The following is a 26,411-nucleotide window of genomic DNA, read 5'->3' on the forward strand; positions in this document are numbered from 1 at the left end:
GTCGGCTTACCCGGCTGGATAAATTCCAGTTTTACTGCATATTTCTCTGCCCATTCAGCCAGAGCCAGTGAGATAAATTCCGGATCGTTATCAATGCGTAGCATGACAGGATAGCCGCGATTTGCGGCGATCCTGTCGAGTACACGGACCATCCGCAGAGCTGGCAGATTCAGATCGATTTCAATCGACAATGCCTCACGGTTAAAGTCATCAACAACATTGAACGTGCGAAAACGACGGCCACAGACCAGGGCATCATGCATAAAATCGACAGACCAGCTCTGATTCAGCGCTTCCGGCGTGGCCAGTGGCGAGGGATTACGCACCGGCAACCGCTGTTTGCCCTTACGACGAAAGTTCAGCTTCAGCAGACAGTAAATACGGTGGATCCTTTTGTGATTCCACGGGTGTCCCTGCCGCCTCAGAACCTGAAAAAGTTTCGGAAAACCGTATCGTGGGTATCGCTCAGCCACTGCCTGCAACGCGACAATAACGGGTTCGTCACGCGTGGTATCCGGACGGTGATGGTAAACCGTTCTGCTCAGGTTCAGACTCCGGCAGGCCTGACGGATACTGAGTCCAAATGTCGTTATCAGATGAGTGACCAGCTCACGCTTAAAGGCTGGTTTTAAAGCTTTTTTTCGATAACGTCTTTCAGCGCCCGGCTCTCAAGGCTCAGGTCGGCAAACATCTGTTTGAGACGTCGGTTCTCGTCCTCAAGATCCTTGATCTTTTTAATATCAGAAGCCTCCATGCCGCCGTATCTGGACTTCCTGTTGTAGTAGGTGGCTTCAGAGATACCTGCCTCCCGGCAGACATTTTTAACAGTTCGTCCGGCTTCAACCGACTTAATCACTGCGATGATCTGATGCTCAGTAAAACGGGCTTTACGCATAGCGATCTCCTATGTTGGCAGAGTGATTATGCCGGATGATCTCTAAATGTGAATGGCACGATTATGCGGGATGTTTACATAATGCCTGTGTGATTAAAAATACGCTTCGTTGAACAAAAAAGCCCGCAGCGCGGGCTTTTGAGTTTGTGGAGATTAGAACTGGTACACAATACCCATGGCAAACTGATCGTCAACTGCGTTGCCAGTAATTGCGCCGTCTTCTTTATCCAGCAGGTTAAATTTATACGCTGTGTAGACGTTCATATTTTTATTGAAGTAGTACCAGGTGCCGAGCTCGACGTAATTCACGCGGTCAGCGTTAACACCGCCGGCCAGGTCTTTACCCTGCGAATAAACGTAACCCAGGGATGGACGCAGACCAAAGTCGAACTGATATTGAACGACTGCTTCAATGTTTTGCGTTTTGTTTGCAAAAACCGGATCGGTTCCGGTTCCGATTCTGGTCATATTACGCGTTTCGCCATACATCGCTGCCGCATAAACGCTGTTGGCGTCATATTTTGCTGCCAGGGACCAGACTTCAGCGTTGCTGCCATAGCCATCGATGGATTGTTTGTCCGTACGGTCGGATTTACCATATACCGCAACGAAACCAAAGCCATCTACGTTGTAGTCCACCGACATGCTGTAGCCGTCGCCATTTGCTTCAGTGACAGCGTCATCGTGATTCTTACCCTGGTACTGTAGCGCGAAATCAAGACCCTCAACCATGCCGAAGAAATCTGTGTTGCGGTAGGTCGCCACGCCGTTGGTACGACCGGTCATGAAATTATCCGTCGCAGACCAGGAATCGCCACCCCATTCAACCAGCATATCGGTGTAGGCTGCCGCATCGTAGGCTACGCCATAGTTACGACCATAATCAAATGAGCCGTAATCCGCATATTTCAGACCCGCGAAGGCCAGACGAGTTTTTTGCTCCTGAACTCCTTCCGCATTGCTGGCGTCGAGGTTGTGTTCAAACTGACCAAAACCTGTCAACTCGTTGCTGATCTGGGTTTCACCTTTCACCCCAAAACGGGCGTAAGAGGTGTCAGCATTTTCACTGTTACTGCTATCCGTATTCGACCAGATGCGTTCGCCTACCATCTTGCCGTAAAAATCAATTTTATTGCCGTTCTTATTATAAATTTCAGCCGCATTTGCTGCGCTTGCAGCTAATAAGGCAGGGAGAAGCAGTGCCAGTACTTTTCTTTTCATTATGTATTCCCTTTATATAATAATTAAAATGAATATGTAGCGCTATCTGAAAGACTACATTTGAATACTATCTATGAAGTTCATTTAATTTTAAATATAACATGTAACAAATATATTTAAGATATTTCAAGATGTTTCATTGTTGCTTTTATATAATTAAAATTGCATGGCATTTGAATTAATATAATTCATACAAATGTATTTTTTATCATATAGTTATGATTTCTTTTATTCTATCTTGTTGAATGTATATTATTGATATTTGTTATTTATTTTGCATGCGAGATTATAATTGAACTGCTTATTTTGAATAATGGATTTATATATCCATTATAGTGATGCTTGTTAAGTGAATAATATGTATTGATGATAAAAAAGCGTCGACGGTAGTCTGACATGAGAATTGTTGCTAAGGTGGTTTTCTTTCTGCGAAGAGCGAGAGTATGGAACTACAGTACTGGCAGTCGAAATTTGAAGCCTGGTTACGTGACAATCATTCCGGGCACGACGCTGCCCATGACATCTTTCATTTTCGTCGCGTCTGGATCACATCACAAAAGTTGAGCATGGATGTGACCGTAGACTGGCTGGTGGTGCTGACGGCGTGCTACTTTCACGATCTCGTCAGTTTGCCGAAGAACCATCCCGATCGTCATCGTTCGTCGGTACTGGCAGCCCAGGAAACGCGTCGCGTTTTGATGCGCGATTTCCCTGATTTTCCACAACAACGATTACCTGCCGTGTGCCATGCTATTGAGGCGCACAGTTTCAGCGCCAAAATCGTACCAGAAACCCTTGAAGCCAAAATCGTGCAGGATGCTGACCGGCTTGAGGCGTTGGGCGCAATTGGTTTAGCTCGGGTATTTGCCGTGTCCGGCGCGTTAGGCGTGGCGCTGTTTGATGCGGAAGATCCGTTTGCCCGACAGCGTAGCCTTGATGATAAACAGTACGCACTCGATCACTTCCAGACCAAATTGTTGACGCTGCCGCTGACGATGCAAACTGAACACGGTCGGCATTTGGCGCAACATAATGCTGACTTCTTACTGACGTACATGGCGAAGCTGAGTGCGGAGTTAAAAGGAGAATATGAAATGCTGGATCTTGACGCGATTCAACCCTTTAAGCTGCGTTAGTCGCCAGTACAGCCGCAACGTCAACCGCACTAATTTATGTTAACCTGTCAGCTATCCATTTCGGCCGGTTAAATGTATGCAGGATAATTTTTCAGTAGCAGGTTCCATGAACCCGATGACAGATGATAACGAGGCCGCCGCACAGGTGATTTTGGCTAAGTTGCTTGAAATATATGACGTGAAAACGCTGGTTGCTCATCTGAATGGTGTTGGCGAGAACCGCTGGAGTCCGGCCATCTTCAAGCGAGTAGTTGCCAATGAAACGTGGCATCGCCTCAGCGACGGTGAGTTGGCTCATCTGAACGACTTGCTGCCGAGGCCGCCTGCGCATCATCCACATTATGCTTTTCGCTTTATCGATCTTTTTGCCGGTATTGGCGGCATTCGTCGCGGCTTTGAGGCGATTGGCGGGCAGTGCGTGTTTACCAGTGAGTGGAACAAGCATGCGGTGCGCACCTACAAAGCGAATCACTACTGCGATCCTCACCAGCACCATTTTAATGAAGATATTCGCGATATCACCCTCAGTCATCATGATGGGGTGAGTGACCAGCAGGCGGCGGAACATATCCGCCAGCATGTTCCGCAGCATGACGTGCTGCTGGCGGGATTTCCTTGTCAGCCATTCTCTCTGGCCGGTGTATCAAAGAAAAACGCGTTAGGGCGGGCTCATGGCTTCGCCTGCGATACGCAAGGCACACTTTTTTTTGACGTGGTGCGCATCATCGATGCGCGTCGGCCGGCAATATTTGTGCTCGAAAATGTCAAAAACCTGAAGAGTCACGATCAGGGGAAAACGTTCCGCATCATTATGCAAACGCTGGATGAGCTGGGTTATGACGTGGCTGATGCACACGATAACGGGCCGGACGATCCGAAAATTATCGATGGGCAACATTTTTTGCCCCAGCATCGCGAACGTATTGTGCTCGTCGGCTTTCGCCGCGATCTGAATCTGAAATCAGACTTCACGTTGCGCGATATTGTCTCCCGCTATCCTCAGCGGCGTACGACGCTGGCGGAGCTACTTGAGCCGACCGTCGATGCAAAATATGTGCTCACGCCGGTGCTGTGGAAATATCTGTATCGTTATGCGAAAAAGCATCAGGCGCGGGGCAATGGATTTGGCTATGGCATGGTGTATCCCGGCAATCCCGATTGCGTAACGCGCACATTATCGGCGCGTTACTATAAAGATGGGGCAGAGATCTTGATCGACCGCGGTTGGGATATGGCGCTGGGTGAAAAGGATTTTGATGATCCGCACAATCAGCGATACCGTCCGCGCAGGCTGACGCCCAGAGAGTGCGCGCGCCTGATGGGATTTGAATCACCTCAGGGCTATCAGTTCAGGATCCCGGTGTCGGACACACAGGCTTATCGTCAGTTTGGTAATTCGGTGGTCGTCCCGGCATTTGCGGCGGTAGCCAGACTGCTGGAGCCAAAAATCAAACAGGCGGTTGCTATTCGCGAGAAAGAGAAACTGCATGGCAGACGTTCACGATAAAGCGACGCGCAGTAAAAATATGCGGGCGATAGCAACCCGCGATACCGCAATTGAAAAACGCCTTGCCAGCGTACTGACAGAGCAGGGGGTAACGTTTCGCGTGCAGGATGCGACGTTACCCGGTCGTCCCGATTTCGTGGTGGATGATTATCGTTGTGTGATTTTTACCCACGGCTGTTTCTGGCATCATCACAACTGCTATCTATTCAAAGTCCCCGCCACACGAACAGCGTTCTGGCTGGAAAAAATAGACAAAAATGTCCAGCGTGACGCGCGGGATTGTGAAAAGTTGCAGGCTCTGGGCTGGCGCGTACTGATTGTCTGGGAGTGCGCCCTGCGTGGGCGCGAAAAGCTGGGGGATGACGCGTTGTCCGAACGCGTCATCGAGTGGATCTGCGGCGGTGGCGCAAGTGCGCAGATCGACACCCTCGGTATCCATTTACTGTAACGTCTTTTCCGACGGGGTCGCAACGGCGTCCGCTTTAATGGGAAATAAGTATTTACCGAGTGTGACCAGTACCACCGCAAATACAATCACGCCAAGCGCCAGCCATTCGATGGGCGCCAGACTTTCACCTCCCAGGCCGGTACCTAACAGTACAGCGACAACCGGATTAACGTAGGCATAGCTGGTGGCTAATGCCGGGCTGACGTTGCGGATCAAGTACATATACGCGTTGATGGCAATAATAGAACCAAACACGGCCAGATAGGCGACCGCCATAAAGCCTGAAAACGTCGGCATAGTGGTCAACGTTTCCCCGGAAATCAGCGAGGCGCACATCAGCACAATACCGGCGGCTAACATTTCAATGGCTCCGGCCATCATGCCAACGGGTAACGTTATGCGCGAGCCGTACACTGAGCCAAACGCCCAGCTTATCGAACCTATCAGGATTAAAATTGCTCCCCATGGATTACCACTCAAATTACCACCGCTGTTCAGCATGATGATCCCCGCGAGTCCAATTGCGATCCCCATCCATTCAAGTTTGCGCGTTTTGATGCCAAAAAAGTGGCTAAAACACAGCGTAAACAGCGGGACGGTGGCGACCACCACGGCGGCAATACCGGAAGGCACGTTTTGATGTTCTGCGACGGTGACCAGTCCGTTACCGACAGCCAGCAGCAGGATACCAATTAACGCGGCGTTCAGGAGCACGCGCAGAGGCGGCAGCTTATGTCCGCGGATAAGTAAGAATGCTGTTAATAAAATCCCCGCAGAGAGAAAACGAACACCAGCCATCATCAACGGCGGCCAGCTTTCAACGCCAATGCGAATAACGAAGTACGTGGAACCCCAAATGATGTACAGCGCGAAAAGCGCACTGAAAAGCGGTAGCAATTGCCTGAAACGCATAATCCCTCACGGTGGAAATAAAAAGGTGCAACATAGTAAACGTCAAAACTATCTTGCTGGCGAGATTTATAATTACGTGCTGATGTTAAAAATTTGTTGACCAGAAAGGTCAGTTTCAGCATTGCGTGTTTTACTTCATACTTATGACTGCAAAAAAATAATATTGAGGGTAAAAATTTTGGCAGGAAGTAGCTTATTGACCTTACTCGATGATATCGCCACTTTGCTGGATGATATCTCTGTCATGGGAAAACTGGCCGCGAAAAAAACCGCGGGTGTGCTGGGCGATGATCTGTCGCTTAACGCGCAGCAGGTGTCGGGTGTGCGGGCGAACCGTGAACTCCCGGTGGTCTGGAGCGTCGCGAAAGGATCGTTTGTTAACAAAGTTATCCTTGTGCCGTTGGCGCTATTGATAAGCGCCTTCATTCCCTGGGCGATCACCCCCTTATTAATGGTAGGCGGGGCGTTCCTCTGTTTTGAAGGTGTAGAAAAAGTTCTCCATACCCTGGAAGCGCGTAAGCACAAAGAAACCCCGGAAGAGCGTCAGCAGCGTCTGACATCTTTGGCAGCACAGGATCCGCTCACCTTTGAGAAAGACAAAATCAAAGGGGCGATACGTACCGACTTTATTTTATCTGCTGAGATTGTCGCGATTACGCTGGGGATCGTAGCGGATGCGCCATTGTTGAATCAGGTGTTGGTGTTATCTGGCATCGCATTAGTGGTGACAGTGGGGGTCTACGGCCTGGTCGGGATTATCGTTAAGCTCGATGATATCGGATACTGGTTGGCAGAAAAGCGCAGTACGCTGGCCCAGTCGCTGGGTAAAGGATTGCTGGTTGTTGCCCCCTGGCTTATGAAAACACTTTCCGTGGTCGGCACGCTGGCGATGTTTTTGGTTGGCGGCGGAATTGTGGTGCACGGAATAACACCGCTGCATCATGCGATTGAACATTTTGCCCAACAGCAAAGTGCATTGATTGCGCTGATGCTTCCGACCCTGCTGAATCTGGTGCTCGGTTTTATCATTGGCGCAATAGTGGTGCTGCTGGTGAAAACCGTCGCCAGAGTGCGCGGAGTTTCGCACTAATTGTCGCAGGGTTGATTACGCAAAACCCTTCTTTGTCGTCTAAGGTGTAAAGGTTTCTCTTGATACAGGAGGCAGGTATGGTCTTTTCTGTCAGTGAGGAAGTCACCTCCAAAGAGGGTGGCCCACGCATGATCGTTACCGGGTATGCCAGCGGAATGGTGGAGTGTCGCTGGTACGACGGCTTTGGCGTCAAACGGGAAGCATTCCGTGAAGATGAACTGGTGCCGGGCGAGCGAAGAAAGCTCTGCCAGGATGCCTGAACACCTGGGGTGCGCGTAACCGGGTGATCTTTCAATCATTAGTTATATTTATCATTTTAGTGAGAATTATTTACTTGTCAGGCAAAAAAATTGCAGATAAGGTTTGTTTCACATCAGATTTCCTGGTGTAACGAATTTTCAAGTGCTTCTTGCATAAGCAAGCTTGATCCCGACCCGATAAGGGCCGGGATTTTTTTCGCCCTCAGTCAGCGATTGATCTCCGACACGCTAAAATCATGGATATCAAGCTCGAACGCGTCGGCCAGTTCATGCCACGTGTGGTAATCACGTCCGTCGACGCTGACGCGTTCAGGGTCATCCTGACTGCGATGAATTTCACTCTCGCAGATTTCGTTGATTGCCTTCAGTAGCGCGTCCACATCGACGCTGACTTCACGTTTGGCCGTATCGCTGTACTCTTTCGCGGTTTTCATCCTCATACCTCTCAACCGTTAAGGATACCGGGGGAGCGCATCCAAACATCAGATACGCACAACTTAAGTATAGACCGTCGATAAAACCCGCAATCGCGCGAGGCGGGCGCTGCCAGAAAAAGGAAATTGTTCTACACTGGCACAAAGCCACAGGAGGAAAACTATGAAGGTGAATGATCGGGTCACAGTCAAAACGGACGGCGGTCCTCGTCGACCGGGCGTGGTACTGGCTATCGAAGAGTTTAGTGAAGGCACCATGTACCTGGTTTCGCTGGAAGACTACCCGCTCGGTATCTGGTTCTTTAATGAGTCAGGTCATCAGGATGGTATCTTCGTGGAAAAAGTAGAATAAGGTGAGTTTTGCTGCATGATCCTGACTGGTGGATTCGCCACCAGTCAGAACGTGTTAGCGCGTATTCACAAAGATACCATTGGTAACGTTATCGGTGAGTCTCACAACGTGATAGATAACTTGCTTATTATGCGTCTTTATCTTTCGTTTTATATTCCCCTTATGGGATGACACGGTCTTGGCCTTGATATTCATTTGGTCGGATATCTGTATTGTTCCCTGACCCTCCATCCACATGCGTAGCATGCTGGACTCGGTACGGCTCAATGATAATGTCGGCAGATTCACATCAATGACAAAATCTACTTCTTTTTTCAGAATATCGCCAAGGAGTTCATCCAGTGAATCTGGTTTAATCGACTTAGAACTGATCAGTAAATTTTTTCTTACTAATAGATACTCATCAAAATGCACGTTGGCAATTGCCATAAACACAATAAATAATGTGCCAGGATGCTGATTAATGATTTGCTTTATTTGCTGGCTATTAGCAGGATCGTGGATAAAGCAGTCCTCATTAATAAACACCACAGCGGGCTGTTGAGAGACACAGGCGAGACTGAGCTCCTCAACGTTGGAAATGTTGTTGATTTCCCTTTTCTTCACCCCCCGACTTACCAGATATCCGGTCAACCCTAGCCGGGTGTAACTGCACAAATCCATAATAATCGTTGACATGGCATACCCTCACTCAATGCGTAACGATAATTCCCCTTACCTGATTATTTTCATCACAACTAAACGGAATAATAACGACCCAAGATGACGCTTTCGCTGTTTTTCAGGCGAAATTACTATCCCGTAAAGTTGCGTATAATTTGCCAGGAAACATCTTAAAGTAAAGTAAATGTTGCGTTATGTGAGTGAGTCTATAATAAATAAACCGCGACAGAGATATCCTGGTGGATGTTGTCGCTTTTTAAATTTAGGACAATCCTTAGTAAAACAGGATAAAAATTAAGGGTTATTATTTTCCGGGCATTTCGCTGACAATATCAGCCAACAGATTAAAAATTTCGCTGAATAATCGCTCGCAGAATGGCGCAATTAATGGCATCAGGGCCGCCATTAATGAAATACCCACGGCGAGGGTGAGTGGAAAACCGATGACGAAAATTGACAACTGCGGGGCCATGCGGTTCAACAGACCGAGTGCGAGGTTTAGGGTGAGTAGCAGCGTCATTATCGGCAGGGCCAACATTAGCCCGTTGAGGAAAATCAGGCTACCCGCCCGCGCCAGCGCGAGAAACGCATTGCTGTTCACCGGATTGCCGCCGATTGGCAAGGTATGAAATGTATCCACCAACAGCGAAATAAGCCACAAATGGCCGTTAAAAGTCAGGAATAACAGCATGGCGAGCATGTCGATCAGTCTCGCCAGTACCGGCATATTCAGACGGCTGCCGGGATCAAAGAAGGTTGCGAAGGAGAGACCCATTTGCAGACCAATTAATTCCCCGGCGGTACGTACTGCCGCGAACGCAAACTGCATAGTGAAGCCCAGAGCGATGCCGATCAGGATTTGTTGCATTGCCTGCCATAGCGCCACGATAGAAAAGATAGGGACGTCTACCGGGGGAATCGACGGAGCGATAACGACGGTTATCATTAACCCCAGCCCCAGTTTTACCCGTTTGGGGATCGCGCGCTCGCTGAGAATCGGGGCCGTTGAGATGAGCGCCAGGATGCGCAGCAAAGGCCAGAAGTAAAGATTCAGCCAGTGGAGCCACTCAACGCTGGTCACCTGCAGCATAATGTCATCTACCCGATGATGTAGGGGATATTGCTGAACAGCGTACGCACGTAGTCGAGCAGCAGGTTAAGCATCCACGGGCCGGCAACAATGATGGCAATAAAAACCGCGACAATTTTGGGAATGAAGGACAGCGTCATTTCGTTTATCTGAGTCGCCGCCTGCAAAATACTGATGATAAGACCTGTAACGAGGGCGACCAACAGCAAAGGCGCGGCAAGGGCCAGGGCGACTTTCATCGCCTCTGTGCCCATCATCATGACCGATTCAGGTGTCATTTCGCGCCTCTAACTGTAAAAGCTTTGAGCTAGCGAGCCGACAAGCAACTGCCAACCGTCTACCAACACAAACAGCATCAGCTTGAACGGTAGCGCGATCGTGGCCGGGGGGACCATCATCATCCCGAGCGCCATCAGCACGCTGGCGATGACCAGGTCGATAATCAGAAACGGAATAAAAATGGTAAAGCCTATCTGGAATGCCGTTTTCAGCTCGCTGGTGACATAGGCTGGAAGCAAAATCCGCATCGGTACGGCTTCTGGTCCCTGTAGGGGACCGCTGTTTGCTAAGCGCGCGAAGAGTGCCAGATCGGCTTCACGGGTCTGGCGCAACATAAACTCACGCAGCGGCTGTGCGCCTTTCTCCATGGCTTCCTGCATAGAGATTTTCTCTTCGCTGAACGGCTGATATGCGTCGACGTAGATTTTGTCGATTACCGGCGACATGATGAAAAAGGTCAAAAATAGCGCCAGGCCCAGTAGCACCTGGTTCGGGGGGGCCGAAGGGGTTCCCAGCGCATTTCGTAACAGACCGAAAACGATGATGATGCGGGTGAAGCTGGTCATCATCAATAAAATGGCGGGCAGGAACGTCAGCGAGGTGATAAACACCAGCGTTTGCACGGGCAAAGACCAGCTTTGTCCGCCGCCAGGCAGCGGCTGGCTAACCAGACCCGGGAGCTGGGCGAGGGCTACTGGGCTGAAAAGCCATAAGCCTGCCAGCGTGATGGATAACAAACGGCGCATCAGGATCTCCCGGGACGCTTAAGCAAACTCTTCATCATGGCCTGGAAATCCGCGGGGGAGGCCGGTTTTTCTTCTGCATCAGCAGGCGCCGGGGGCAGGGTGTGCAACACGTTAATTTGCGAGGCCGTGACGCCCAGTACCAGGCGCGCATCTTCAACCTCAACAATCACCACGCGCTCACGTGGACCCAGTGAGGTACTTGCCGCAACTTTCAGTCCGCGCGTACCGGCGCTTTTGGGGGCAAACCCCATACGCTTAATCACCCAGGCTGCAGCCAGGATCAATACGATGATCCCAAGCAGCGCGCCGCTTACCTGAACCAGCGGTGAGCCGGGTACGGCGGCTGGCTGAGAAACTGTAGCCTGGGTATTCATGATTAACGGCTCAGACGGCGCATGCGTTCAGATGGGGTAATAATGTCGGTGATACGTACGCCGTATTTGTCTGCGACAACCACCACTTCACCCTGGGCAATCAGGTAACCGTTGATCAGGATATCCAGCGGCTCGCCCGCCAGACCATCCAATGCGACGACCGAACCCTGCGTCAGACGCAGCAGCTCTTTGATGGTCATACGGGTTCGGCCCAATTCGACGGTCAGTTTGACCGGAATGTCCATGATCAGGTCGATGTCCTGCAAGGCACCGCTGACGTCGCCGCCACCTAACTGCTGGAATACCGCATCGGCCGCACTTTTGGTGGGCGTGGTTTTTTGCTCGTTTAACGCGTCAGCCCACAGATCGTCCAATGCACCAGTGTTCTCATCGGACGGATTATTCATATCACTCATTTGGGCTGTTCCTCATTCAGCGAATTCAAAATCGGGTTTATCAGATGTTCTACGCGTAACGCATACTGACCGTTCACCGTGCCATACTGGCTGGTCAGTACAGGCACGCCGTCCACATGAGCAATAATGCGGTCGGGTTTTTCAATCGGCAGTACATCGCCGGGTTTCAGTTTTAAAATCTGGGATAGCCGCAGCGGAATGTCAGCAAAATTTGCCACCAGCTCCAGCTCAGAATGCTGAACCTGACGCACCAGATTATTGCGCCAGTTCTGATCTTCATTACGTGAGTTTTCCAGCGGCGGGTTCACCAGCAGCTCACGCAACGGTTCAATCATGCTGAATGGCAGACAGATGTTAAATTCACCGGTCAGATTGCCAATTTCAACGTGGAATGGGGTATTGACCACGATGTCGTTAGGAGACGTGGTGATATTGGTAAATTTCACCTGCATCTCAGAACGAACGTATTCCACTTCCAGCGGATTGATGGCCTTCCACGCGTCGCTGTAGCTTTCCAGCGCCAGCTTCAGCATGCGGTTGATAACGCGCTGTTCGGTATGGGTAAATTCACGGCCTTCCACTTTCGTCGGGAAGCGGCCATCACCGCCGAACAGGTTATCGACGGCGATAAATACCAGACTCGGTGAGAACACCACCAGACCCGTACCGCGCAGCGGCTTCAGGTGGATTAAGTTCAGGTTGGTCGGAACCGGTAAGTTGCGCGCAAACTCGTGGTATGGCTGGATACGGATCGCACCCACGGTAATATCCGGGCTACGGCGCAACAGGTTAAATAACCCCATACGGAACTGGCGCGCGAAGCGTTCGTTAATGATCTCCAGCGCCTGTAAACGCTCACGTACCACGCGGCGCTGGGTGTTGGGATCGTAAGGACGAATATCGCTTTCTTTTGCGATACCGGAAATGGGTTCGTCTTTAGTTTCGCTATCGCCATTAAGCAATGCGTCGATTTCAGCCTGAGAAAGAATACTGTCGCCCATGTCTTTACCGCAGAATAAAAGCTGTATAAAGAACGTCGGTGACAACCTGTTTGGGTTGCCCAACAACGAGCGGAGTCGCGAGCGTCTCTTTGATGGCGGCAATGAGCTGTTGCTTACCTTCTTCGGTGGCGAGCGTAGCCGCGTTCTGACGAGAGAACAGCAGCAGCAAGCGGCTGCGCACTTCCGGCAGATATTCGTTAAGACGTGAACGCGTTGCCTCGTCTTTCATGCGCAGCGTGATACCGATATACAGTACACGGTCCGCATCACCCAGATTGACGGTAAAGGTATCCAGCGCAAAGAATACCGGGGCTGGCGGTGGAGCCGGTTCCGCTTTGACGCTGGCGGACGGCTGCTGCTGCATGCGCCAGTAGCTATAACCCGCAGTTGCGCAGGCGGCGAGGGTAATCAATACCAGCAGAGGGATCCAAATAGCGCGTTTACTTTTTTTGTTAATCGCGGAGTCAGTCATCAGATACGGGCTTCCTGTTTCGGTACAGCTTATGGGCTGATTATCCCGTGTCCTGTCCACGACAAAGCGTGGAAAAGACGCGGATAATCATGCTACCTCTGGCGTTAGGCGAAGATGTCTACTGCTCCATCACCGCGTGCTGCGGCTTGCAGTGAGGCTGGTGCTGCCAGTACGGCGTCATCTTCAGCGGCAAAAATGTCTTGTCCCTGAGCGCGACCCGCCTGCTGTTGCTGCCCGGAAGACTGCTGATTACCGGCAAAGCTTTCACTGCTGATACTGCTTTGTCCAAGCTGGATACCGCTTTCAGCCAACTGCGTACGCAGCATCGGTAATGCAGCTTCCAGCGCAGCGCGCACGTGACTGTGTGGCGATACCATTTGCAACTGCGCGAGGTTGTCATCCAGCTTGAGGGAAATGTGCACCTGGCCCAGATCCTGTGGATGCAGACGCAGTTCTGCGCTTTGCTGGCCCTGGCGAGTAAACAGAGTGACGTGCTGGCTTAGTGATTGCTGCCATTCCTGGCTACCCAATGGCGCGCTTAGCACAGGTGCGGCGGTCGGTAACGGCTGAGCGTGGGACTGCGGGCCACTTAACGGCGCCGTCGTCATGCCAATGCTGGTCGGCGAAGGGGAGCTTTCAATTTCCGCTCTGGTCGTCGCCGCTGCCGTCAACGGGGTTAATGTCGGATTGTTTGTCTGATCTACGCTGCTGGCAGGCGTTGCAATATCCGCTTTGCCTTTTTTTGCATCACCTGGCAGCAATTCGCCAGCATTATCGGCGATAGCGCTGTGTACCGAACCTCGTGACAACGCCGAAAGTGTCGCATCAACGGGGGCTGGCGCGCTGTCGACGGCAGGCGTGGTCTGCGGTTGTCCTGGCAGCATGGCGAACAACGCGCTCAGGTTGGCGAGATCCTCATCGCTCAGTGCAGTGTTTTTTTCATCCTGCTGAGCGACTTTGCCCAGAGTCGTCAGGGCATTAACTTTCAGTGAGGGCGTGAGGGCAGACAAAAGTTGCTGAGCGTCTGTCATGTCGACAAGAGAAGCATCAGTGTGCATCTCTTTTTGCGCCAGTAGTTCGGTCAACTTGAGCGACGGTGCTGAATCGCCATTTTTTTGCAATAACCCTTTTTGCAGTTTGCTACCGGCCGCCTGTAAGTCGGCAAACGACAGCGGGGCGTCTTTACCCTGCGCGTTGTCCGCACCTAATGCACCCGCCAGCAGCGCTAAAAAATCCTCGGGTGAATCAACCGCTTTGCCTGACTGAAGACCTGCGGCTACGTCGGTGTCGGTGGTAATCAGTTGGGGTAAAGTAATCATTCGGGTTTCCTCATAGCTGCACGCTGAGCAAATTCATCCATTTTTTTCTGATCCAGGCGGTTTTCGGCCAGTAACGCCGCCGAGGTTTGTCTGTCCTGCAGAGTCTGCCACGCCTGTAAACGTTGTTTTTTGTCGCGCCAACTGTTCAATGCCTGGTCTACTTTCTGCGTCCACTGATTGAGCTGTTGGCGGTGTTGCTCAATCGCTTTTTCCAGCGTCTGAATAAATTGTTGGTAATTGATCCAGCGATTACTGGTAATTCCCTGACCCATGTCGCTGTTCAGATTGTTGCGGTACTCATGCTGATAATCGATCAGCATTTTCAACTGCTCTTCCGCCTGCTGACAGCCACGACGCATCTCTCCCAATAAGACAGCGGCGTCATCTACCTCTTTTTCAGCCAGGTCTTTCAGTGTGGCTAATGCACCATGTTGTGCCATGACCTATGCTCTCCTGCTTACTCACACACCAGGGAAAATCAGTTCTAACGCGTGCAGAGAATCTTCCCAGTCCGCTCGTTCAAAAATGCCTTGCTGTAAGAATGCTTCCAGTTGTGGCCATAGGGCGATGGCTTTATCCAGCATGGGATCGCTGCCTTTGGCATACGCCCCCACGCTGACCAGATCGCGGTTGCGCTGGAAGCTGGATAGCAGCTGTTTAAAGTTTCGTACCCGCGCATAGTGTTGTTCACTAATAAGCGCGGTCATGGCGCGGCTGATCGAGGCTTCAATATCGATGGCCGGATAGTGACCCGCTTCGGCCAGATGACGGGACAGCACAATGTGGCCGTCCAGAATCGCGCGCGCGGAATCCGCAATGGGGTCCTGCTGGTCGTCACCTTCGGTCAGTACCGTGTAAAACGCGGTAACGGAACCGCCGCCGTGAATACCGTTCCCGGCACGTTCGACCAGTGCCGGTAATTTGGCGAATACTGAGGGGGGATAACCTTTCGTTGCCGGCGGCTCTCCGATCGCCAGGGCGATCTCACGTTGCGCCATCGCATAGCGGGTGAGGGAATCCATAATCAGCAATACGTGCTGTCCACGATCGCGAAAATCTTCGGCGATACGCGTGGCATAGGCCGCGCCTTGCATACGTAACAGCGGCGAGACATCTGCGGGAGCGGCAATCACCACCGAGCGTGCACGACCGTCGGTACCGAGAATATTTTCAATAAAATCTTTAACTTCGCGACCACGTTCGCCAATCAGACCTACGACGATAACATCGGCCTGGGTATAGCGCGCCATCATGCCGAGCAGAACGCTTTTACCGACACCGGAGCCCGCGAAAAGTCCCATACGCTGACCGCGACCGACGGTTAACAACGCGTTGATGGGGCGTACGCCTGTATCGAGGACGTGTTCAATCGCGGTGCGTTGTAGCGGGTTAAACGGCGGCGTAATCAGCGCCCCGGTTTCGGTGGTATCCGGGGCGGGCAGACCGTCGAGCGGTTTGCCGCTACCGTCAAGCACACGACCCAGCAATGCAGGGCCAAGCGGTAATTGCTTCCCGCTTTGCAGGCCTTCTCCGGCAATGTTTTTTGCGTACACGCGTGCGCCGGGCAGAACGCCTTCAACCTCTTCGAGGGGCATCAGAAACAGACGCTGACCGTTAAACCCCACGACTTCACTTTCGACCTCCTGGGTTTCGTTGCCGTCCTGGCGTTCAATAACGCAGGTGGCGCCCAGCGGCAACTGTAATCCCGTGGCCTCCAGCACCAGCCCGGTGGCGCGGGTCAGGCGACCGTAACGGCGCACCGCAGGCAGCAGCGACATTTTCTCTTCGAAGCTGTCCAGCGTATTGAGCCAGCGAGTCAGGCGAGTGGTCATTACACGACTCCCGGCGCTGCCAGACGGCAGAGTTCTTGCCAGCGCGTGGCGACGCTGGCATCCAGATCGCCTTCATCGGCAGAGACTTTACAGCCGCCGTGATGCAGCGTCGGATCGCCGCGCAGCCGCCAGCCGTGCAGGCTGAGGGTCGCACCGAGCATCTCCTCTACACGCTGGAGATCGTCCGGATGTACGCGTAGCTGCGGTTTACCGCTAAACAGCGGTTCTTGCTGTAACAGCTGTTGGATTTGTTTAATCAGCGCAGCGTTATCCACAATAGGCGTCTGGCCAATAACCTGACGCGCAGCTTCCAGCGCCATTTGCATCAGACGCGAGGCAATGACGCTGTCCAGCGCGTCCAGCGTATTCTGAAACTCGCTCACCAGCTGCTGCATGCGGGCGTGGATCGGTGCATGCTGAGCGCGCGCCTGGTTCTGGCCTTGCTCCAGCCCCTGACTCAGGCCTTCCTGATAACCTTGTTCGTGGCCTTTTTGTCGACCTTCCGCCAGACCCGCGTTATAACCTTGCTCATGGGCCTGCAGTTGCAACTGTGCGAGCTGCTGTTCAAGCTGTTGCTCTGCGGAAAGCTCTGGTTCTTCTGTTTCTTCTGACAGCGGGTTTTCGCTGTGGTCAGCCAGTACGAACTCCGCCATCGGTGGGGCGAGGTCGTCCGGGGTCCAGACTTTCCACGGCAGTTCGTTAGACATAGGTATCCTCGCCGCTGCCTATCACCATCTCGCCGGTTTCCGCCAGACGACGCACAATAAGCAGAATGGCTTTCTGTTCGTTTTCCACCTGCGACAAACGCACCGGGCCGCGGTTGGCGAGGTCGTCGCGCAGAATATCGGCAGCACGTTGCGACATGTTGCGCAGGAACTTCTCGCGCAGCGGCTGTTCGGCACCTTTCAGGGCAATCAGCAACGATTCGGAATCCACTTCCTGCAGCAGGCGCTGGATACTGCGATCGTCGACATCCACCAGGTTCTCGAACAGGAACATCTCGTCGATAATTTTCTGCGCCAGCTCGCCGTCGAATTCGCGTACGGCGGTAATAACCGCTTCTTCCTGCTGGGTTTTCATCAGGTTGATAATTTCTGCCGCCGTTCTCACGCCGCCCATTTTGCTGCGCTTGAGGTTCTGGCCATCGAGCAGGCCGTTGAGAACCTCGGTCAGTTCTGCCAGCGCGGCAGGCTGTACGCCGCCAAAGGTGGCGATACGCAGCATCACGTCGTGACGTAAACGCTCGTCGAAAAGCGCCAGTATATCGGCGGCCTGGCCCCGCTTGAGGTGCACCAGGATGGTGGCGATAATCTGCGGATGCTCGTCGCGGATAAGGTCGGCGGCGCTTTGCGGCTCCATAAAGTTAAGCGTTTCAATGCCGCTGGTGGTATCGCGGGTTTCCAGAATATCTTCCAGCAGACTGGAGGCACGTTCCTCGCCCAGCGCTTTCACCAGTACGGAGCGCAGATATTCGTTGGCGTTGATATTCAGCGCGGCAAACTGTTCGGCTTCTTGTTCAAATTCGGCCAGCACTTCCGTCAACTGCTTGTTGGAAATCTGGCGAACGTTGGCCATCGCCGTACTGAGCGCCTGAACTTCGCGCGTGGAAAGGTGCTTAAACACCTCCGCCGCGCGATCTTCGCCAATGGTCATCAGCAGGATGACGCTTTTATCGGTACCGGTAAGATTACTCATGATCGTTGCTCATCCACTGGCGAATGACCAGCGCCACGACGCGCGGATCGTTATCTGACATTTCACGAATACGCTGACTCATGACTTCTGCTCCCAGACGCTGATTAGTACGACGCTGCTGGGTTTGTTCGTCTTTGCTGAGGCGAACTTCTACCGCTTCTTCGGTTTCCTGACGGACACGCGTTTGTTCTTGTACGGCTTTCGCTTCTTCACTGCGACGGACCAACTGCGGACGAACGGCTTTCCGCCACAGGATCCACGCCACCAACAGAACCAGCAACCAACGACCTGCGGACATTAACTGATCAATAAAGAACGGCTGTTTCCAGAACGGTAGCTCGCCAATGGAATCGTCGGTCGCCGTGAAGGGAGAGTTCACCACGTTCAGGGTATCGCCACGCTTGTCGGAGAATCCCATCGCTTCGCGGGTTAGATCCTCAATCTGTTTCATCTGCTCGGCGGTTAACGGCAACGGTTTGCCGTCTGGTAACGTTTTGTAGTTGACCACAACAGCCACCGAGAGACGCTGCACATCGCCAACGTTCATTTTGGTATGGCGAATGGTACGGTCAACTTCATAGTTGCTGGTTTCATTGCGCTGAGTATTGCGCGGGCCGGCATTATTACTGTTGTTCGCCGTCTGTGCGTTTTGCGTATTTTGCGCGTTTTGCTGATTAGCGGGTGGATTGGCGATTGGCGCAGTATTTGCCGGAGCGGGCTGATTTGACAACGCGCCCGGGACGCCGCCTGGCGCTCCGCTACCGACCTGCTCACTGACATTCAACTGACGAGAACGCAGCACGGCCTGGGACTCATCACCGTTTGGACGGTACTGTTCTTCGGTTTGCTCTTTGTTGGCAAAATCCAGCTGCGCGGTGACCTGCGCATGTACGTTACCGTTGCCGACAATCGGCGACAGAATAGATTCGATACGACGCTGAACGCGGCCTTCGACGTCGCTGGCGTATTTCAGCTGCGCATCGTTAAGATCGCGGCTACTGGTATTTGACTGGGTTAAAAGATGACCCGCCTGGTCGACCAGCGTAACGTTGCCCGGCGGCAAGCCTGCAACAGCGCTGGAAACCAGATGCGTGACCGCACTGATCTGACCTTCATCCAGCGCGCGACCCGGCTCCAGGTTGACGGTGACGGAGGCTGAAGGCGCTTTTTGCTCACGCACAAACAGCGATGGTTTCGGCATAGCCAGATGCACGCGGGCGCGTTTTACCGGTCCCAACGTTTCAATCGTACGGGCTAATTCACCTTCCAGCGCGCGCTGGTAGTTGACCTGCTCGCTAAACTGGCTGATACCAAATTTTTCCTGATCCAGCAGTTCAAAACCCACCGCGCCGCCTTTGGGCAGACCTTGCTGCGCCAGACGTAAACGCAGTTCGTGGACTTTATCGGCAGGAACTTCAATGGCGCCGCTTCCCTCAGTAAAACGGTAGGGAACGTTCATCTGCGTCAGTTGGGTGACGATCGCGCCACCATCCTGATCGGAAAGATTGCTGAACAGCGTGCGGTAGTCAGGTGCTTTGGCCCACAGGACCATCGCCACGATGATCGCGACGGCAGCGGCTCCCGCCACAATCAGAGGAATTCTGGGATTCGCGCGCAGGCGGTTTAACCACTCGAGAGGTTTAAGCTGGGTTGCAGTCGATGCTGTCGCACTCATCTCGCACCTCGTGGCTTATCGTGGACGGCGTTTTTTGCAAAGTGGAACAAGACTCACTCCCGGGTCAGCAAACTCGAAAAATTGACGGTCTCATTATTTGCGGTATCGAATTTTTCTATGCGTTAAAAACCGTGGTTTTTTATCGTTATTTAACGCCTTTATCTTATTGACTAACTGGTAATCTCAACTACGTAAAAAATTATCCAGGGGATCAGAATGTCGGCAATACAGGGGATTGAAGGGGTCATCAGCCAGCTACAGACCACGGCGATGTCAGCAAAAATGCAGGATATGCAGCCACAACCGACCGTGAGCTTTGCCGGTCAACTGCATGCGGCGTTAGACAGGATCAGCGATGTACAAACCGCGTCCCGTGTGCAGGCTGAGAAATTTACCCTCGGTGAACCGGGTATTGCGCTGAACGATGTGATGACCGATATGCAAAAAGCGTCGGTATCGATGCAGATGGGGATCCAGGTGCGCAACAAACTGGTGTCGGCGTATCAGGAAGTGATGTCGATGCAGGTGTAGCAAGCCGAACATTCTCCCGCTGCGTCGGGCAACGGGAGAATCGCATTACTTCTGAATTAAATAACGAATCGTTGGACCATCCTGCTGAATATCCAGCACCGTATAGCCGTGATTACGCGCATCCAGTGGAATATTGTTGATTGACTGCGGGCAATCGCTCACCACTTCCAGAATCTCACCTTTCTTCAATTGCGGCATCGCTTCCAGTGTGGCGACAGCCGGGTACGGACACGGCTCGCCGACCATATCGAGGCGATAATCAGGCACGATATTTTTCATACAGACTCCTTGGCAGGCGTCAGCCCAGCGCGACGGAAGAAGCGTTTTTCCCAGCCGATGATGAGCATCAGCGCGGTAAATAACAGCAGATAGGTTACCAGCAGGCCACCGAGCGGGCCGAAGGTGTTGAGCAGATTCACTTTGTCCCAACTGGTGGCAAGCGCGGGAGCAAAATCATCCCAGTAGTAGGCCAGAATTGTCGAGCCAATAACGTTGCCCAGACCCACCCACCAGTAATGCACCTGGCCTTCAACGGCGCGGTACATCCAGCCCGTTTCACACCCGCCCGCCAGAACAATGCCGAAGCCGAACAGCAAGCCGCCGATCACCGCATTCGGACCTGCCCACATGATTTTAGGCTCGACGCCCAGTTGTACGTAGCTAAAGATACCGATGGCGCTGACCGCCATCCCGAAGATGATCGCTTTCGCCATATGGGTGCGACCGGAAATCCACAGATCGCGGAAGGCGGAGGTGAAGCAGATTTGCGCCCGTTCAATCAGCAGCCCGAACCCAACGCCGAACAGCATGGCCAAACCAAGTTTGGGCTTATCCATCGCAGTGAGTAGCGCCCAGCCGATCATGGCGATAAACACCAGCATGCCGAGGCGGAAACGGCGACGGGCCTGATCTGGCTTTTGCGTTAACGGAGAAGCGGCGGAGACTTTCTGCATTTTAACCGGAATACGAAACATCGGCAGCAGGGTAAAGCGTGCGCCAAACCATGAGCCAATAGCAGTTGCCAGGGCGAAAAACCAGGCGTGTAGCGAGAACTGTGGAATACCGGTGAAGAATGCGGCCAGGTTACAGCCCATTGCCAGCCGGGCGCCGAATCCGGCAATCATCCCGCCGACAATCGCCTGCATAATGCGCACCCGACTGCGCGGCATGCGTAATTTGACGTTGTTTGCCCACAATGCGGCAGCAAAACAGCCCCCGAACATACCGAGGATCATCATGCCGTCAATGCGGGTCAGGGGTGAGCCTTCGAGATGGATCAGCTTGTAGTATCCCCATTCTTCGGCGTGAACGCCAAACAGTTGCAGGATTTGACCACCCCAGCGAGTGAATTCGCCGGTAACGGCCCAGAAGGTTCCCGTAATGCCGAAATAGTAGGTAGAGAGAATACCCGCTGCGATGACCGCAGGGGCGGGGGCCCAAAATTTAATTAACCAGGCCTGTTTGAAGTGTTGCCATGACATGCGTTGTGCCTCTGAACTCAGAAGGTATGTAACAAGAAGTGTGGATACTACACCGATCAGAATTTTTGACTATGAGTAATAAGAGGTAACACCGTCTGGATCAATCTTTCTCAACCCTGCCGAAAGGCTGGCGACATCAGGCCTTTAATGCCACAATCCCATTTTCTTCGCATGCAGGATGAATGATGAAAAAATTAGCAATCGTTGCTGTATTTCTGGCGCTTACCGGATGCGCCGAAGTAGAAAATTATAACGACGTGGTGAAAACGCCAGCGCCAGCCGGTCTGGAAGGATACTGGCAGTCAAAAGGTCCGCAACGCAGTCTGGTGAGCCCGGAAGCGATTGCCAGCCTGGTGGTAACAAAAGAGGGCGACACGCTGGATTGTCGCCAGTGGCAGCGAGTGATCGCGCTGCCGGGGAAACTGACGATGATCTCTGGCGATCTCACCAACGTGACGGTGAAACGCGAGCTGTATGAGATTGAGCGTGAAGGCAATACGCTGGAATATGACGGTATGACGCTGCAGCGGGTCGACCGCCCGACGCAGGAATGTGCTGACGCGTTAAAGAAAACGCCGCTGGCCACGCCACTGCCATAAGCTATACGCCCCGGTAGCCAACGGCCACCGGGGTTGAATTTTATAACACGTCTTCAATCACCCACACGCTGACGCTACCGCCGTTACAATAAAACGTCGCTTCACCGTTCTCATCGGTGACCACGCTTTCTTCGCGATTTCCCAGATAGTCGCGCCAGGTTTTATTCCCGTAATTGGCGCCGAGATTGATGGTCTTTTCCCCGTCATCGCCGTTAGACAAAACAACCACACAGCCGGGATCGTCGTCCGTTCCGCTGCGGCTAAAAGCGATACAGTTAGGGTGATCGAAAAAGAGCGTCTGTACGCCGTGCGCGAAGCGCTGGCGCGCGAGGATCAGTTCATCAAGCTGTTCAATGATCGGCATGTCGATAGGATAGGTTTCGCCATCGCCGCCAGTATCTTCGTAATGTGCCCCGTAGAGGTCAGGATAAAACACTGACGGCACGCCGTTTTCGCGCAGCAGGATCAGCGCATAGGCCAGCGGCTTAAACCATGGCTCGACAGGGGCTTCCAGCGCCTGCAAGGGCTGAGTGTCGTGGTTGGCCACCAGCGTGACGGCATGAAACGGGTCGGCTTCCACCAGAGTGTCGGTGAAAATCTGACTCATGTCGTAATCGCGACCCTGACGAGAGGCTTCGTGGAATTTCATCTGCAAAGGGGCGTCGAATAGCATAGTTTTCCCCTCCACCTGATTAATGTAGGTTTGCAGCTTGTCGACTTCATGCGACCAGTATTCCGCGACGATAAACAGTGGCTTGGGGGCGACTTCCTGCACGTGCTCAATCCACTCTTTATAAAACCATGCCGGAATATGTTTCACGGCATCTAAACGAAAGCCGTCACACTGGGTTTGCTCCATCACCCAACGCGCCCAGTATTTGATCTCTTCGGTGACCGCGTGATTGCGAAAATCGATGTTTTCGCCCATCAGATAATCAAAATTACCCAACTCATCATCAACCTGATCGTTCCAGCCTTCGCCGGTGTAGTCGTTCACGATTTTAAAAATGCCGTCTTCGGTTGGATTTTCGATATGGTCAATACCGCTGAAGCATTTAAAATCCCAAATGAATTGCGAGTACTGGCCTGCGCGGGCAGGGAAGGTGTAGCGCGTCCAGCCTTCGCATTCGACAATCTCATCGTCTATTTGCGTGCGATCCTCGGCGTTAACCCGCTGGACACGAATATTCTCTTTCTCATCTGCGCCCATTTTGTGGTTAACCACCACGTCGAGCAGTACGGCAATATCATTGTGTTTTAGCGCGTCTATCGCCGCCAGCAGCTGGTTTTTATCGCCGTATTTGGTGGCGACGGTTCCCTTTTGGTCGAATTCGCCCAAATCAAACAGATCGTAGGAGTCGTAGCCAACGGAATAGCCGCCGGACGCGCCTTTATAGGCGGGGGGCAGCCATACCATATTGATGCCGATATCATTGAGTCCGCCTGCGCGTTCGGCAAGTTCGGGCCAGAGTTGGCCGCCATCAGGGTAATACCAGTGGAAGTACTGCAATAACGTGGGATTTTTCATCTTCCGTGCTCCAGAAGTCGTTTGGCCGACCTCTGGAGTATGGAAGATTATTCAGACGAGACGGGAAATTATTGTGGGGCAGTGGGGGCGTCGGGAACTAACAGCATGCCGGAAAGACGGCCATAAGCGTTATTTAGCGTCTTTTGGCGCGTCGACTGACCGATGAGATTGCTGAGTTCATCCAGACGTTGCTGCAACAATGTTTTGAGCAGTTGTTCGTTATCCAGCGTCTGTTTAATGTACCCGGCTACTAAATCCTGAATACTTCGCGTAATGCCTGGTGGAGTTTGCTCTTCCATGACCACTTCAATACTTTGCAGATAGGTAACTTCCTGTTCCAGTAAAAGGTCCCATTCACCGCGCTGCGCCAGTTCCAGCAGCGAGTGACTGAGTAGCGCGATGCGCTGCCAACGGTTGATAAACTCCACGGCTGAGGTCATTAACGAGACTCCTGGGACGACGCGTTCGGTGAGATCTGTTTCCAGGCATCCGCAATGTTGCCGAGTAACCCTTCGACTTCTTCAATGGCTTGACAATCATTATTCAGATTAGCGTGCAGTAAGCGGCGAACCATATAGTCATACAATGAAGAGAGATGGGTGGCGAGTTCTCCCCCTTTTTCGTGGTCCAGGCCGGCTTTCAGGCCATTATCAATAATATTGATGGCTTTACTTAACGCTTCACCTTTGGCGACGATATCACCCTGCTGCATAAACAGGCGAGCGCGCACCAGGGCGCTGTTCGCACCATCAAACAACATTTCAATCAGTTGATGTGGATTGGCGCTCATTACGGCGCTTTCCACGCTGACCTGTGCATAGGCTTTGGTACCGCTCGCGGTATACATGCTTACCTCGTGTTATCAGGAATTATTCATCGCTGAAAATTGTTGACCCAAATACGTACTGGTGCTGTTCAGCTTACTCATCATGGAATCCAGTTGGGTAAACTGGGCTTTATAACGAGCAACGACTTCATCAATACTGTTGCTGACGGTCAGATACTGTTTAGTCAGCAGCTTTAGGTTGGCGTTAATATTGTCTTGCGCATTATCGATAATGCCGTCATCGGCCAGATAGCTTTTTACTTCGGTGGCAATCTTAGTGGTAATACCGGTCTCTTTGCCATCGCCAACCAGCAGTTCGCGAGTGGCAGCGGTATTATCTTTCAGTGCCTTAGCCAGTTTTTCTTCATCAATTTTTAACTTGCCAGTGCCGCCATCCTGAGTAATGCCAATCTCAGACATGGTTTTAAACGGTGACTCGCTGCCGCTGTTAGCAAATGGCGCACGAATGCCGTTTTGAATGGTACGGAGAACACTGTCGCCCAGTAACGCGCCGTTATCGGCGCTGGCCGCTTCACCCGGTTCAACTTCTTTATATTTCGTCAGCGTGCCAAAGGTATCCACCAGTGAGTTATAGGCTTCTACCCAGGCCTTGATCGCCGTTGTGGCCTTTTCATCACTTTTTGTTACCGTGATAGAGGCATCTTTTACTTCTTTGGTCAGTTCGAGCGTGATGCCCTGCGGAGCGTCAGTTACGGTATTGCTTTGACGTTCAATATCAATGCCGTTGACCGTCAATTGGGCATTTTGCGCCCCGACCAGCTGTTTCATTTTCCCGCTGCCGGCTTTGCTGTCATAGGACAGTAAATCGCTCAGTTTTGCGTCGTTGGACACCGAGATGGTCATTTCACTTTCAGTGCCGCTTTCTGCGGTTAACACCAACTGATAGTCGTCTTCTTTAACCTTCACCAGACTTGCGGAAATACCGCTGTCGGCATCATTTATGGCATCGCGAATATCTTCCAGTGAGGTTTCGCCTTTGCCTAATTTGATTTCCAGTGGCTCTTTACGGCCCGGTTGCGAAATCGTAATCGTACGTTCATCGACGCTGGTATCGCCCAACTGCTCTTTAGTCGAGGTAATTTTCGCCGTAGTCGATAATGACTGTGCCTGCGCCAGTTGAGTGACGCTGACGGTGTATTTCCCTGGAGCAGCGCCCGCGGTGGTGCTGACTTTTAAATCTTCTGTGCTGCTGGTGGCAGTGGTGCTTTTAAACAGATCGGCATTGTTCAGTGCGGTATTCGCAGTCTGAAATTTTTCTAATGCACTTTTTAGCGTGCCATACGCGGTCAGACGCGAGGTGTTGGCGCTCTGCTGCTGGGTAATCGGCGTTAAACGCTTTTTCTCAGCAGTGGTTAAGTTTGTCAGCAATGTATCCAGCGGTAAGTTCGAACCAACGCCCAGTGATGTAAATGAAGGCATGCCTAATTCCTTGTGATTGCAAACAGTAGTTAACCGCTTTATCGGCAATCTGCGCGCAAAGTTTAATAATAGTTTTGCAAAAATAATGCGCGGAATAGTGGTGCATATAGAGGGTATTTCAGCGGCTAAGAAAAAAAACGACGGAAAGTAAAAATTTTCTAAAGTTCGAAATTAAGGTGCCGATACATG

The 26,411-nt window shown here is 52.1% G+C and carries 31 protein-coding genes and 1 pseudogene; 8 read left to right on the top strand and 24 right to left on the bottom strand.

Annotation, left to right across the window (positions count from 1 at the left end):
• Window positions 1-895 (bottom strand): annotated as a pseudogene (locus OGV52_RS18645) (IS3 family transposase); the annotation flags it as partial.
• A 153-nt stretch (window positions 896-1,048) separates the two neighbouring features.
• Complete coding sequence (locus OGV52_RS18650; protein ID WP_181221606.1) at window positions 1,049-2,116, bottom strand: porin; 1,068 nt, start codon at window positions 2,114-2,116, stop codon at window positions 1,049-1,051.
• A 443-nt stretch (window positions 2,117-2,559) separates the two neighbouring features.
• On the opposite strand from OGV52_RS18650, the gene OGV52_RS18655 reads away from it, so the two are divergent.
• The 3 genes from OGV52_RS18655 (at window position 2,560) to OGV52_RS18665 (ending at window position 5,207) form a co-directional block, all read left to right on the top strand.
• Window positions 2,560-3,252, top strand: coding sequence for a phosphohydrolase (locus OGV52_RS18655; protein ID WP_287108938.1), 693 nt, complete (start codon window positions 2,560-2,562; stop codon window positions 3,250-3,252).
• A gap of 76 nt (window positions 3,253-3,328) precedes the next feature.
• On the top strand, window positions 3,329-4,759 hold the full coding sequence (locus tag OGV52_RS18660) for a DNA cytosine methyltransferase (protein ID WP_137380349.1): 1,431 nt from the start codon (window positions 3,329-3,331) through the stop codon (window positions 4,757-4,759).
• A complete protein-coding gene (locus tag OGV52_RS18665) occupies window positions 4,740-5,207 on the top strand; it encodes a very short patch repair endonuclease (RefSeq protein ID WP_049282105.1) in 468 nt (155 codons plus the stop codon). Before OGV52_RS18660 ends, OGV52_RS18665 begins: the two co-directional genes overlap by 20 nt.
• On the opposite strand, the gene yedA is transcribed toward OGV52_RS18665, so the two are convergent.
• A complete protein-coding gene (yedA, locus tag OGV52_RS18670; RefSeq protein ID WP_153690259.1) occupies window positions 5,199-6,119 on the bottom strand; it encodes a drug/metabolite exporter YedA in 921 nt (306 codons plus the stop codon). The genes OGV52_RS18665 and yedA overlap by 9 nt on opposite strands.
• A 178-nt stretch (window positions 6,120-6,297) precedes the next feature.
• Here yedA and OGV52_RS18675 point away from each other — a divergent pair, with 178 nt between their 5' ends.
• Together OGV52_RS18675 and OGV52_RS18680 are read left to right on the top strand one after the other, a co-directional pair.
• The gene (locus OGV52_RS18675; RefSeq protein ID WP_029139582.1) at window positions 6,298-7,209 is read left to right on the top strand and encodes a DUF808 domain-containing protein; all 912 of its coding nucleotides are present in this window, start codon (window positions 6,298-6,300) and stop codon (window positions 7,207-7,209) included.
• 77 nt (window positions 7,210-7,286) lie between these two features.
• On the top strand, window positions 7,287-7,469 hold the full coding sequence (locus tag OGV52_RS18680; protein WP_016153498.1) for a YodC family protein: 183 nt from the start codon (window positions 7,287-7,289) through the stop codon (window positions 7,467-7,469).
• Between the two features lie 206 nt (window positions 7,470-7,675).
• Here OGV52_RS18680 and yodD read toward each other — a convergent pair whose 3' ends face one another.
• A complete protein-coding gene (yodD, locus tag OGV52_RS18685) occupies window positions 7,676-7,903 on the bottom strand; it encodes a YodD family peroxide/acid resistance protein (RefSeq protein WP_003030417.1) in 228 nt (75 codons plus the stop codon).
• A gap of 163 nt (window positions 7,904-8,066) precedes the next feature.
• Between yodD and dsrB the strand changes: the two genes are divergently transcribed.
• Window positions 8,067-8,255 carry a protein DsrB gene (gene dsrB / locus OGV52_RS18690; protein WP_003030419.1) on the top strand — a complete coding sequence of 63 codons (189 nt, stop codon included), beginning with the start codon at window positions 8,067-8,069 and terminating at the stop codon, window positions 8,253-8,255.
• 54 nt (window positions 8,256-8,309) lie between these two features.
• Here the strand turns inward: dsrB and rcsA are convergent, their stop codons facing one another.
• The 14 genes from rcsA to fliF form a co-directional block, all read right to left on the bottom strand.
• Window positions 8,310-8,933 carry a transcriptional regulator RcsA gene (rcsA, locus tag OGV52_RS18695; protein WP_016153497.1) on the bottom strand — a complete coding sequence of 208 codons (624 nt, stop codon included), beginning with the start codon at window positions 8,931-8,933 and terminating at the stop codon, window positions 8,310-8,312.
• Between the two features lie 289 nt (window positions 8,934-9,222).
• Window positions 9,223-10,008 carry a flagellar biosynthetic protein FliR gene (gene fliR / locus OGV52_RS18700; protein ID WP_016153496.1) on the bottom strand — a complete coding sequence of 262 codons (786 nt, stop codon included), beginning with the start codon at window positions 10,006-10,008 and terminating at the stop codon, window positions 9,223-9,225.
• A gap of 8 nt (window positions 10,009-10,016) precedes the next feature.
• Window positions 10,017-10,286 (bottom strand): flagellar biosynthesis protein FliQ, encoded by a 270-nt coding sequence (fliQ, locus tag OGV52_RS18705; protein WP_003030425.1) that lies wholly within the window; start codon window positions 10,284-10,286, stop codon window positions 10,017-10,019.
• A gap of 9 nt (window positions 10,287-10,295) precedes the next feature.
• Window positions 10,296-11,033 (bottom strand): flagellar type III secretion system pore protein FliP, encoded by a 738-nt coding sequence (gene fliP, locus OGV52_RS18710; RefSeq protein WP_006684053.1) that lies wholly within the window; start codon window positions 11,031-11,033, stop codon window positions 10,296-10,298.
• Window positions 11,033-11,410, bottom strand: a complete 378-nt coding sequence (gene fliO, locus OGV52_RS18715) for a flagellar biosynthetic protein FliO (RefSeq protein WP_029139581.1) — start codon at window positions 11,408-11,410, stop codon at window positions 11,033-11,035. Before fliO ends, fliP begins: the two co-directional genes overlap by 1 nt.
• The gene (gene fliN / locus OGV52_RS18720) at window positions 11,410-11,823 is read right to left on the bottom strand and encodes a flagellar motor switch protein FliN (RefSeq protein WP_003030433.1); all 414 of its coding nucleotides are present in this window, start codon (window positions 11,821-11,823) and stop codon (window positions 11,410-11,412) included. Before fliN ends, fliO begins: the two co-directional genes overlap by 1 nt.
• Complete coding sequence (gene fliM, locus OGV52_RS18725; RefSeq protein WP_003030434.1) at window positions 11,820-12,824, bottom strand: flagellar motor switch protein FliM; 1,005 nt, start codon at window positions 12,822-12,824, stop codon at window positions 11,820-11,822. Before fliM ends, fliN begins: the two co-directional genes overlap by 4 nt.
• Before the next feature lie 4 nt (window positions 12,825-12,828).
• Entirely contained in the window at window positions 12,829-13,296 is a 468-nt protein-coding gene (gene fliL / locus OGV52_RS18730) for a flagellar basal body-associated protein FliL (protein ID WP_016153493.1), read from the bottom strand.
• A 104-nt stretch (window positions 13,297-13,400) separates the two neighbouring features.
• Complete coding sequence (fliK, locus tag OGV52_RS18735; RefSeq protein WP_016153492.1) at window positions 13,401-14,615, bottom strand: flagellar hook length control protein FliK; 1,215 nt, start codon at window positions 14,613-14,615, stop codon at window positions 13,401-13,403.
• The gene (gene fliJ, locus OGV52_RS18740) at window positions 14,612-15,055 is read right to left on the bottom strand and encodes a flagellar export protein FliJ (protein WP_016153491.1); all 444 of its coding nucleotides are present in this window, start codon (window positions 15,053-15,055) and stop codon (window positions 14,612-14,614) included. The genes fliK and fliJ overlap by 4 nt, the downstream gene beginning before the upstream one ends.
• A gap of 21 nt (window positions 15,056-15,076) precedes the next feature.
• Complete coding sequence (gene fliI, locus OGV52_RS18745; protein ID WP_016153490.1) at window positions 15,077-16,447, bottom strand: flagellar protein export ATPase FliI; 1,371 nt, start codon at window positions 16,445-16,447, stop codon at window positions 15,077-15,079.
• Entirely contained in the window at window positions 16,447-17,154 is a 708-nt protein-coding gene (gene fliH, locus OGV52_RS18750; protein WP_016156842.1) for a flagellar assembly protein FliH, read from the bottom strand. Before fliH ends, fliI begins: the two co-directional genes overlap by 1 nt.
• The gene (gene fliG, locus OGV52_RS18755) at window positions 17,147-18,142 is read right to left on the bottom strand and encodes a flagellar motor switch protein FliG (RefSeq protein ID WP_016153488.1); all 996 of its coding nucleotides are present in this window, start codon (window positions 18,140-18,142) and stop codon (window positions 17,147-17,149) included. Before fliG ends, fliH begins: the two co-directional genes overlap by 8 nt.
• Window positions 18,135-19,817 (bottom strand): flagellar basal-body MS-ring/collar protein FliF, encoded by a 1,683-nt coding sequence (gene fliF, locus OGV52_RS18760; protein ID WP_016156841.1) that lies wholly within the window; start codon window positions 19,815-19,817, stop codon window positions 18,135-18,137. The genes fliG and fliF overlap by 8 nt, the downstream gene beginning before the upstream one ends.
• Before the next feature lie 216 nt (window positions 19,818-20,033).
• Here fliF and fliE point away from each other — a divergent pair, with 216 nt between their 5' ends.
• Entirely contained in the window at window positions 20,034-20,348 is a 315-nt protein-coding gene (fliE, locus tag OGV52_RS18765; protein ID WP_016153486.1) for a flagellar hook-basal body complex protein FliE, read from the top strand.
• 45 nt (window positions 20,349-20,393) lie between these two features.
• On the opposite strand, the gene yedF is transcribed toward fliE, so the two are convergent.
• Entirely contained in the window at window positions 20,394-20,627 is a 234-nt protein-coding gene (gene yedF, locus OGV52_RS18770; protein WP_000790504.1) for a sulfurtransferase-like selenium metabolism protein YedF, read from the bottom strand.
• Window positions 20,624-21,886 (bottom strand): selenium metabolism membrane protein YedE/FdhT, encoded by a 1,263-nt coding sequence (gene yedE, locus OGV52_RS18775; protein ID WP_323579337.1) that lies wholly within the window; start codon window positions 21,884-21,886, stop codon window positions 20,624-20,626. The genes yedF and yedE overlap by 4 nt, the downstream gene beginning before the upstream one ends.
• Window positions 21,887-22,014: 128 nt before the next feature.
• Between yedE and yedD the strand changes: the two genes are divergently transcribed.
• A complete protein-coding gene (gene yedD, locus OGV52_RS18780) occupies window positions 22,015-22,428 on the top strand; it encodes a lipoprotein YedD (protein ID WP_016153484.1) in 414 nt (137 codons plus the stop codon).
• Window positions 22,429-22,468: 40 nt separating this feature from the next.
• On the opposite strand, the gene amyA is transcribed toward yedD, so the two are convergent.
• From amyA to fliD, 4 genes are all read right to left on the bottom strand, one after another.
• On the bottom strand, window positions 22,469-23,956 hold the full coding sequence (gene amyA / locus OGV52_RS18785; RefSeq protein WP_287108941.1) for an alpha-amylase: 1,488 nt from the start codon (window positions 23,954-23,956) through the stop codon (window positions 22,469-22,471).
• A 68-nt stretch (window positions 23,957-24,024) separates the two neighbouring features.
• On the bottom strand, window positions 24,025-24,396 hold the full coding sequence (gene fliT / locus OGV52_RS18790) for a flagella biosynthesis regulatory protein FliT (RefSeq protein WP_003030458.1): 372 nt from the start codon (window positions 24,394-24,396) through the stop codon (window positions 24,025-24,027).
• Window positions 24,396-24,803, bottom strand: a complete 408-nt coding sequence (gene fliS / locus OGV52_RS18795) for a flagellar export chaperone FliS (RefSeq protein WP_043016778.1) — start codon at window positions 24,801-24,803, stop codon at window positions 24,396-24,398. Before fliS ends, fliT begins: the two co-directional genes overlap by 1 nt.
• A gap of 15 nt (window positions 24,804-24,818) precedes the next feature.
• Window positions 24,819-26,222 carry a flagellar filament capping protein FliD gene (gene fliD / locus OGV52_RS18800; RefSeq protein WP_287108944.1) on the bottom strand — a complete coding sequence of 468 codons (1,404 nt, stop codon included), beginning with the start codon at window positions 26,220-26,222 and terminating at the stop codon, window positions 24,819-24,821.
• Window positions 26,223-26,411: the final 189 nt, after the last annotated feature.

Origin of the sequence: Citrobacter sp. Cb041 (genome assembly GCF_030336655.1) — a bacterium.
Taxonomy (GTDB): domain Bacteria; phylum Pseudomonadota; class Gammaproteobacteria; order Enterobacterales; family Enterobacteriaceae; genus Citrobacter; species Citrobacter braakii.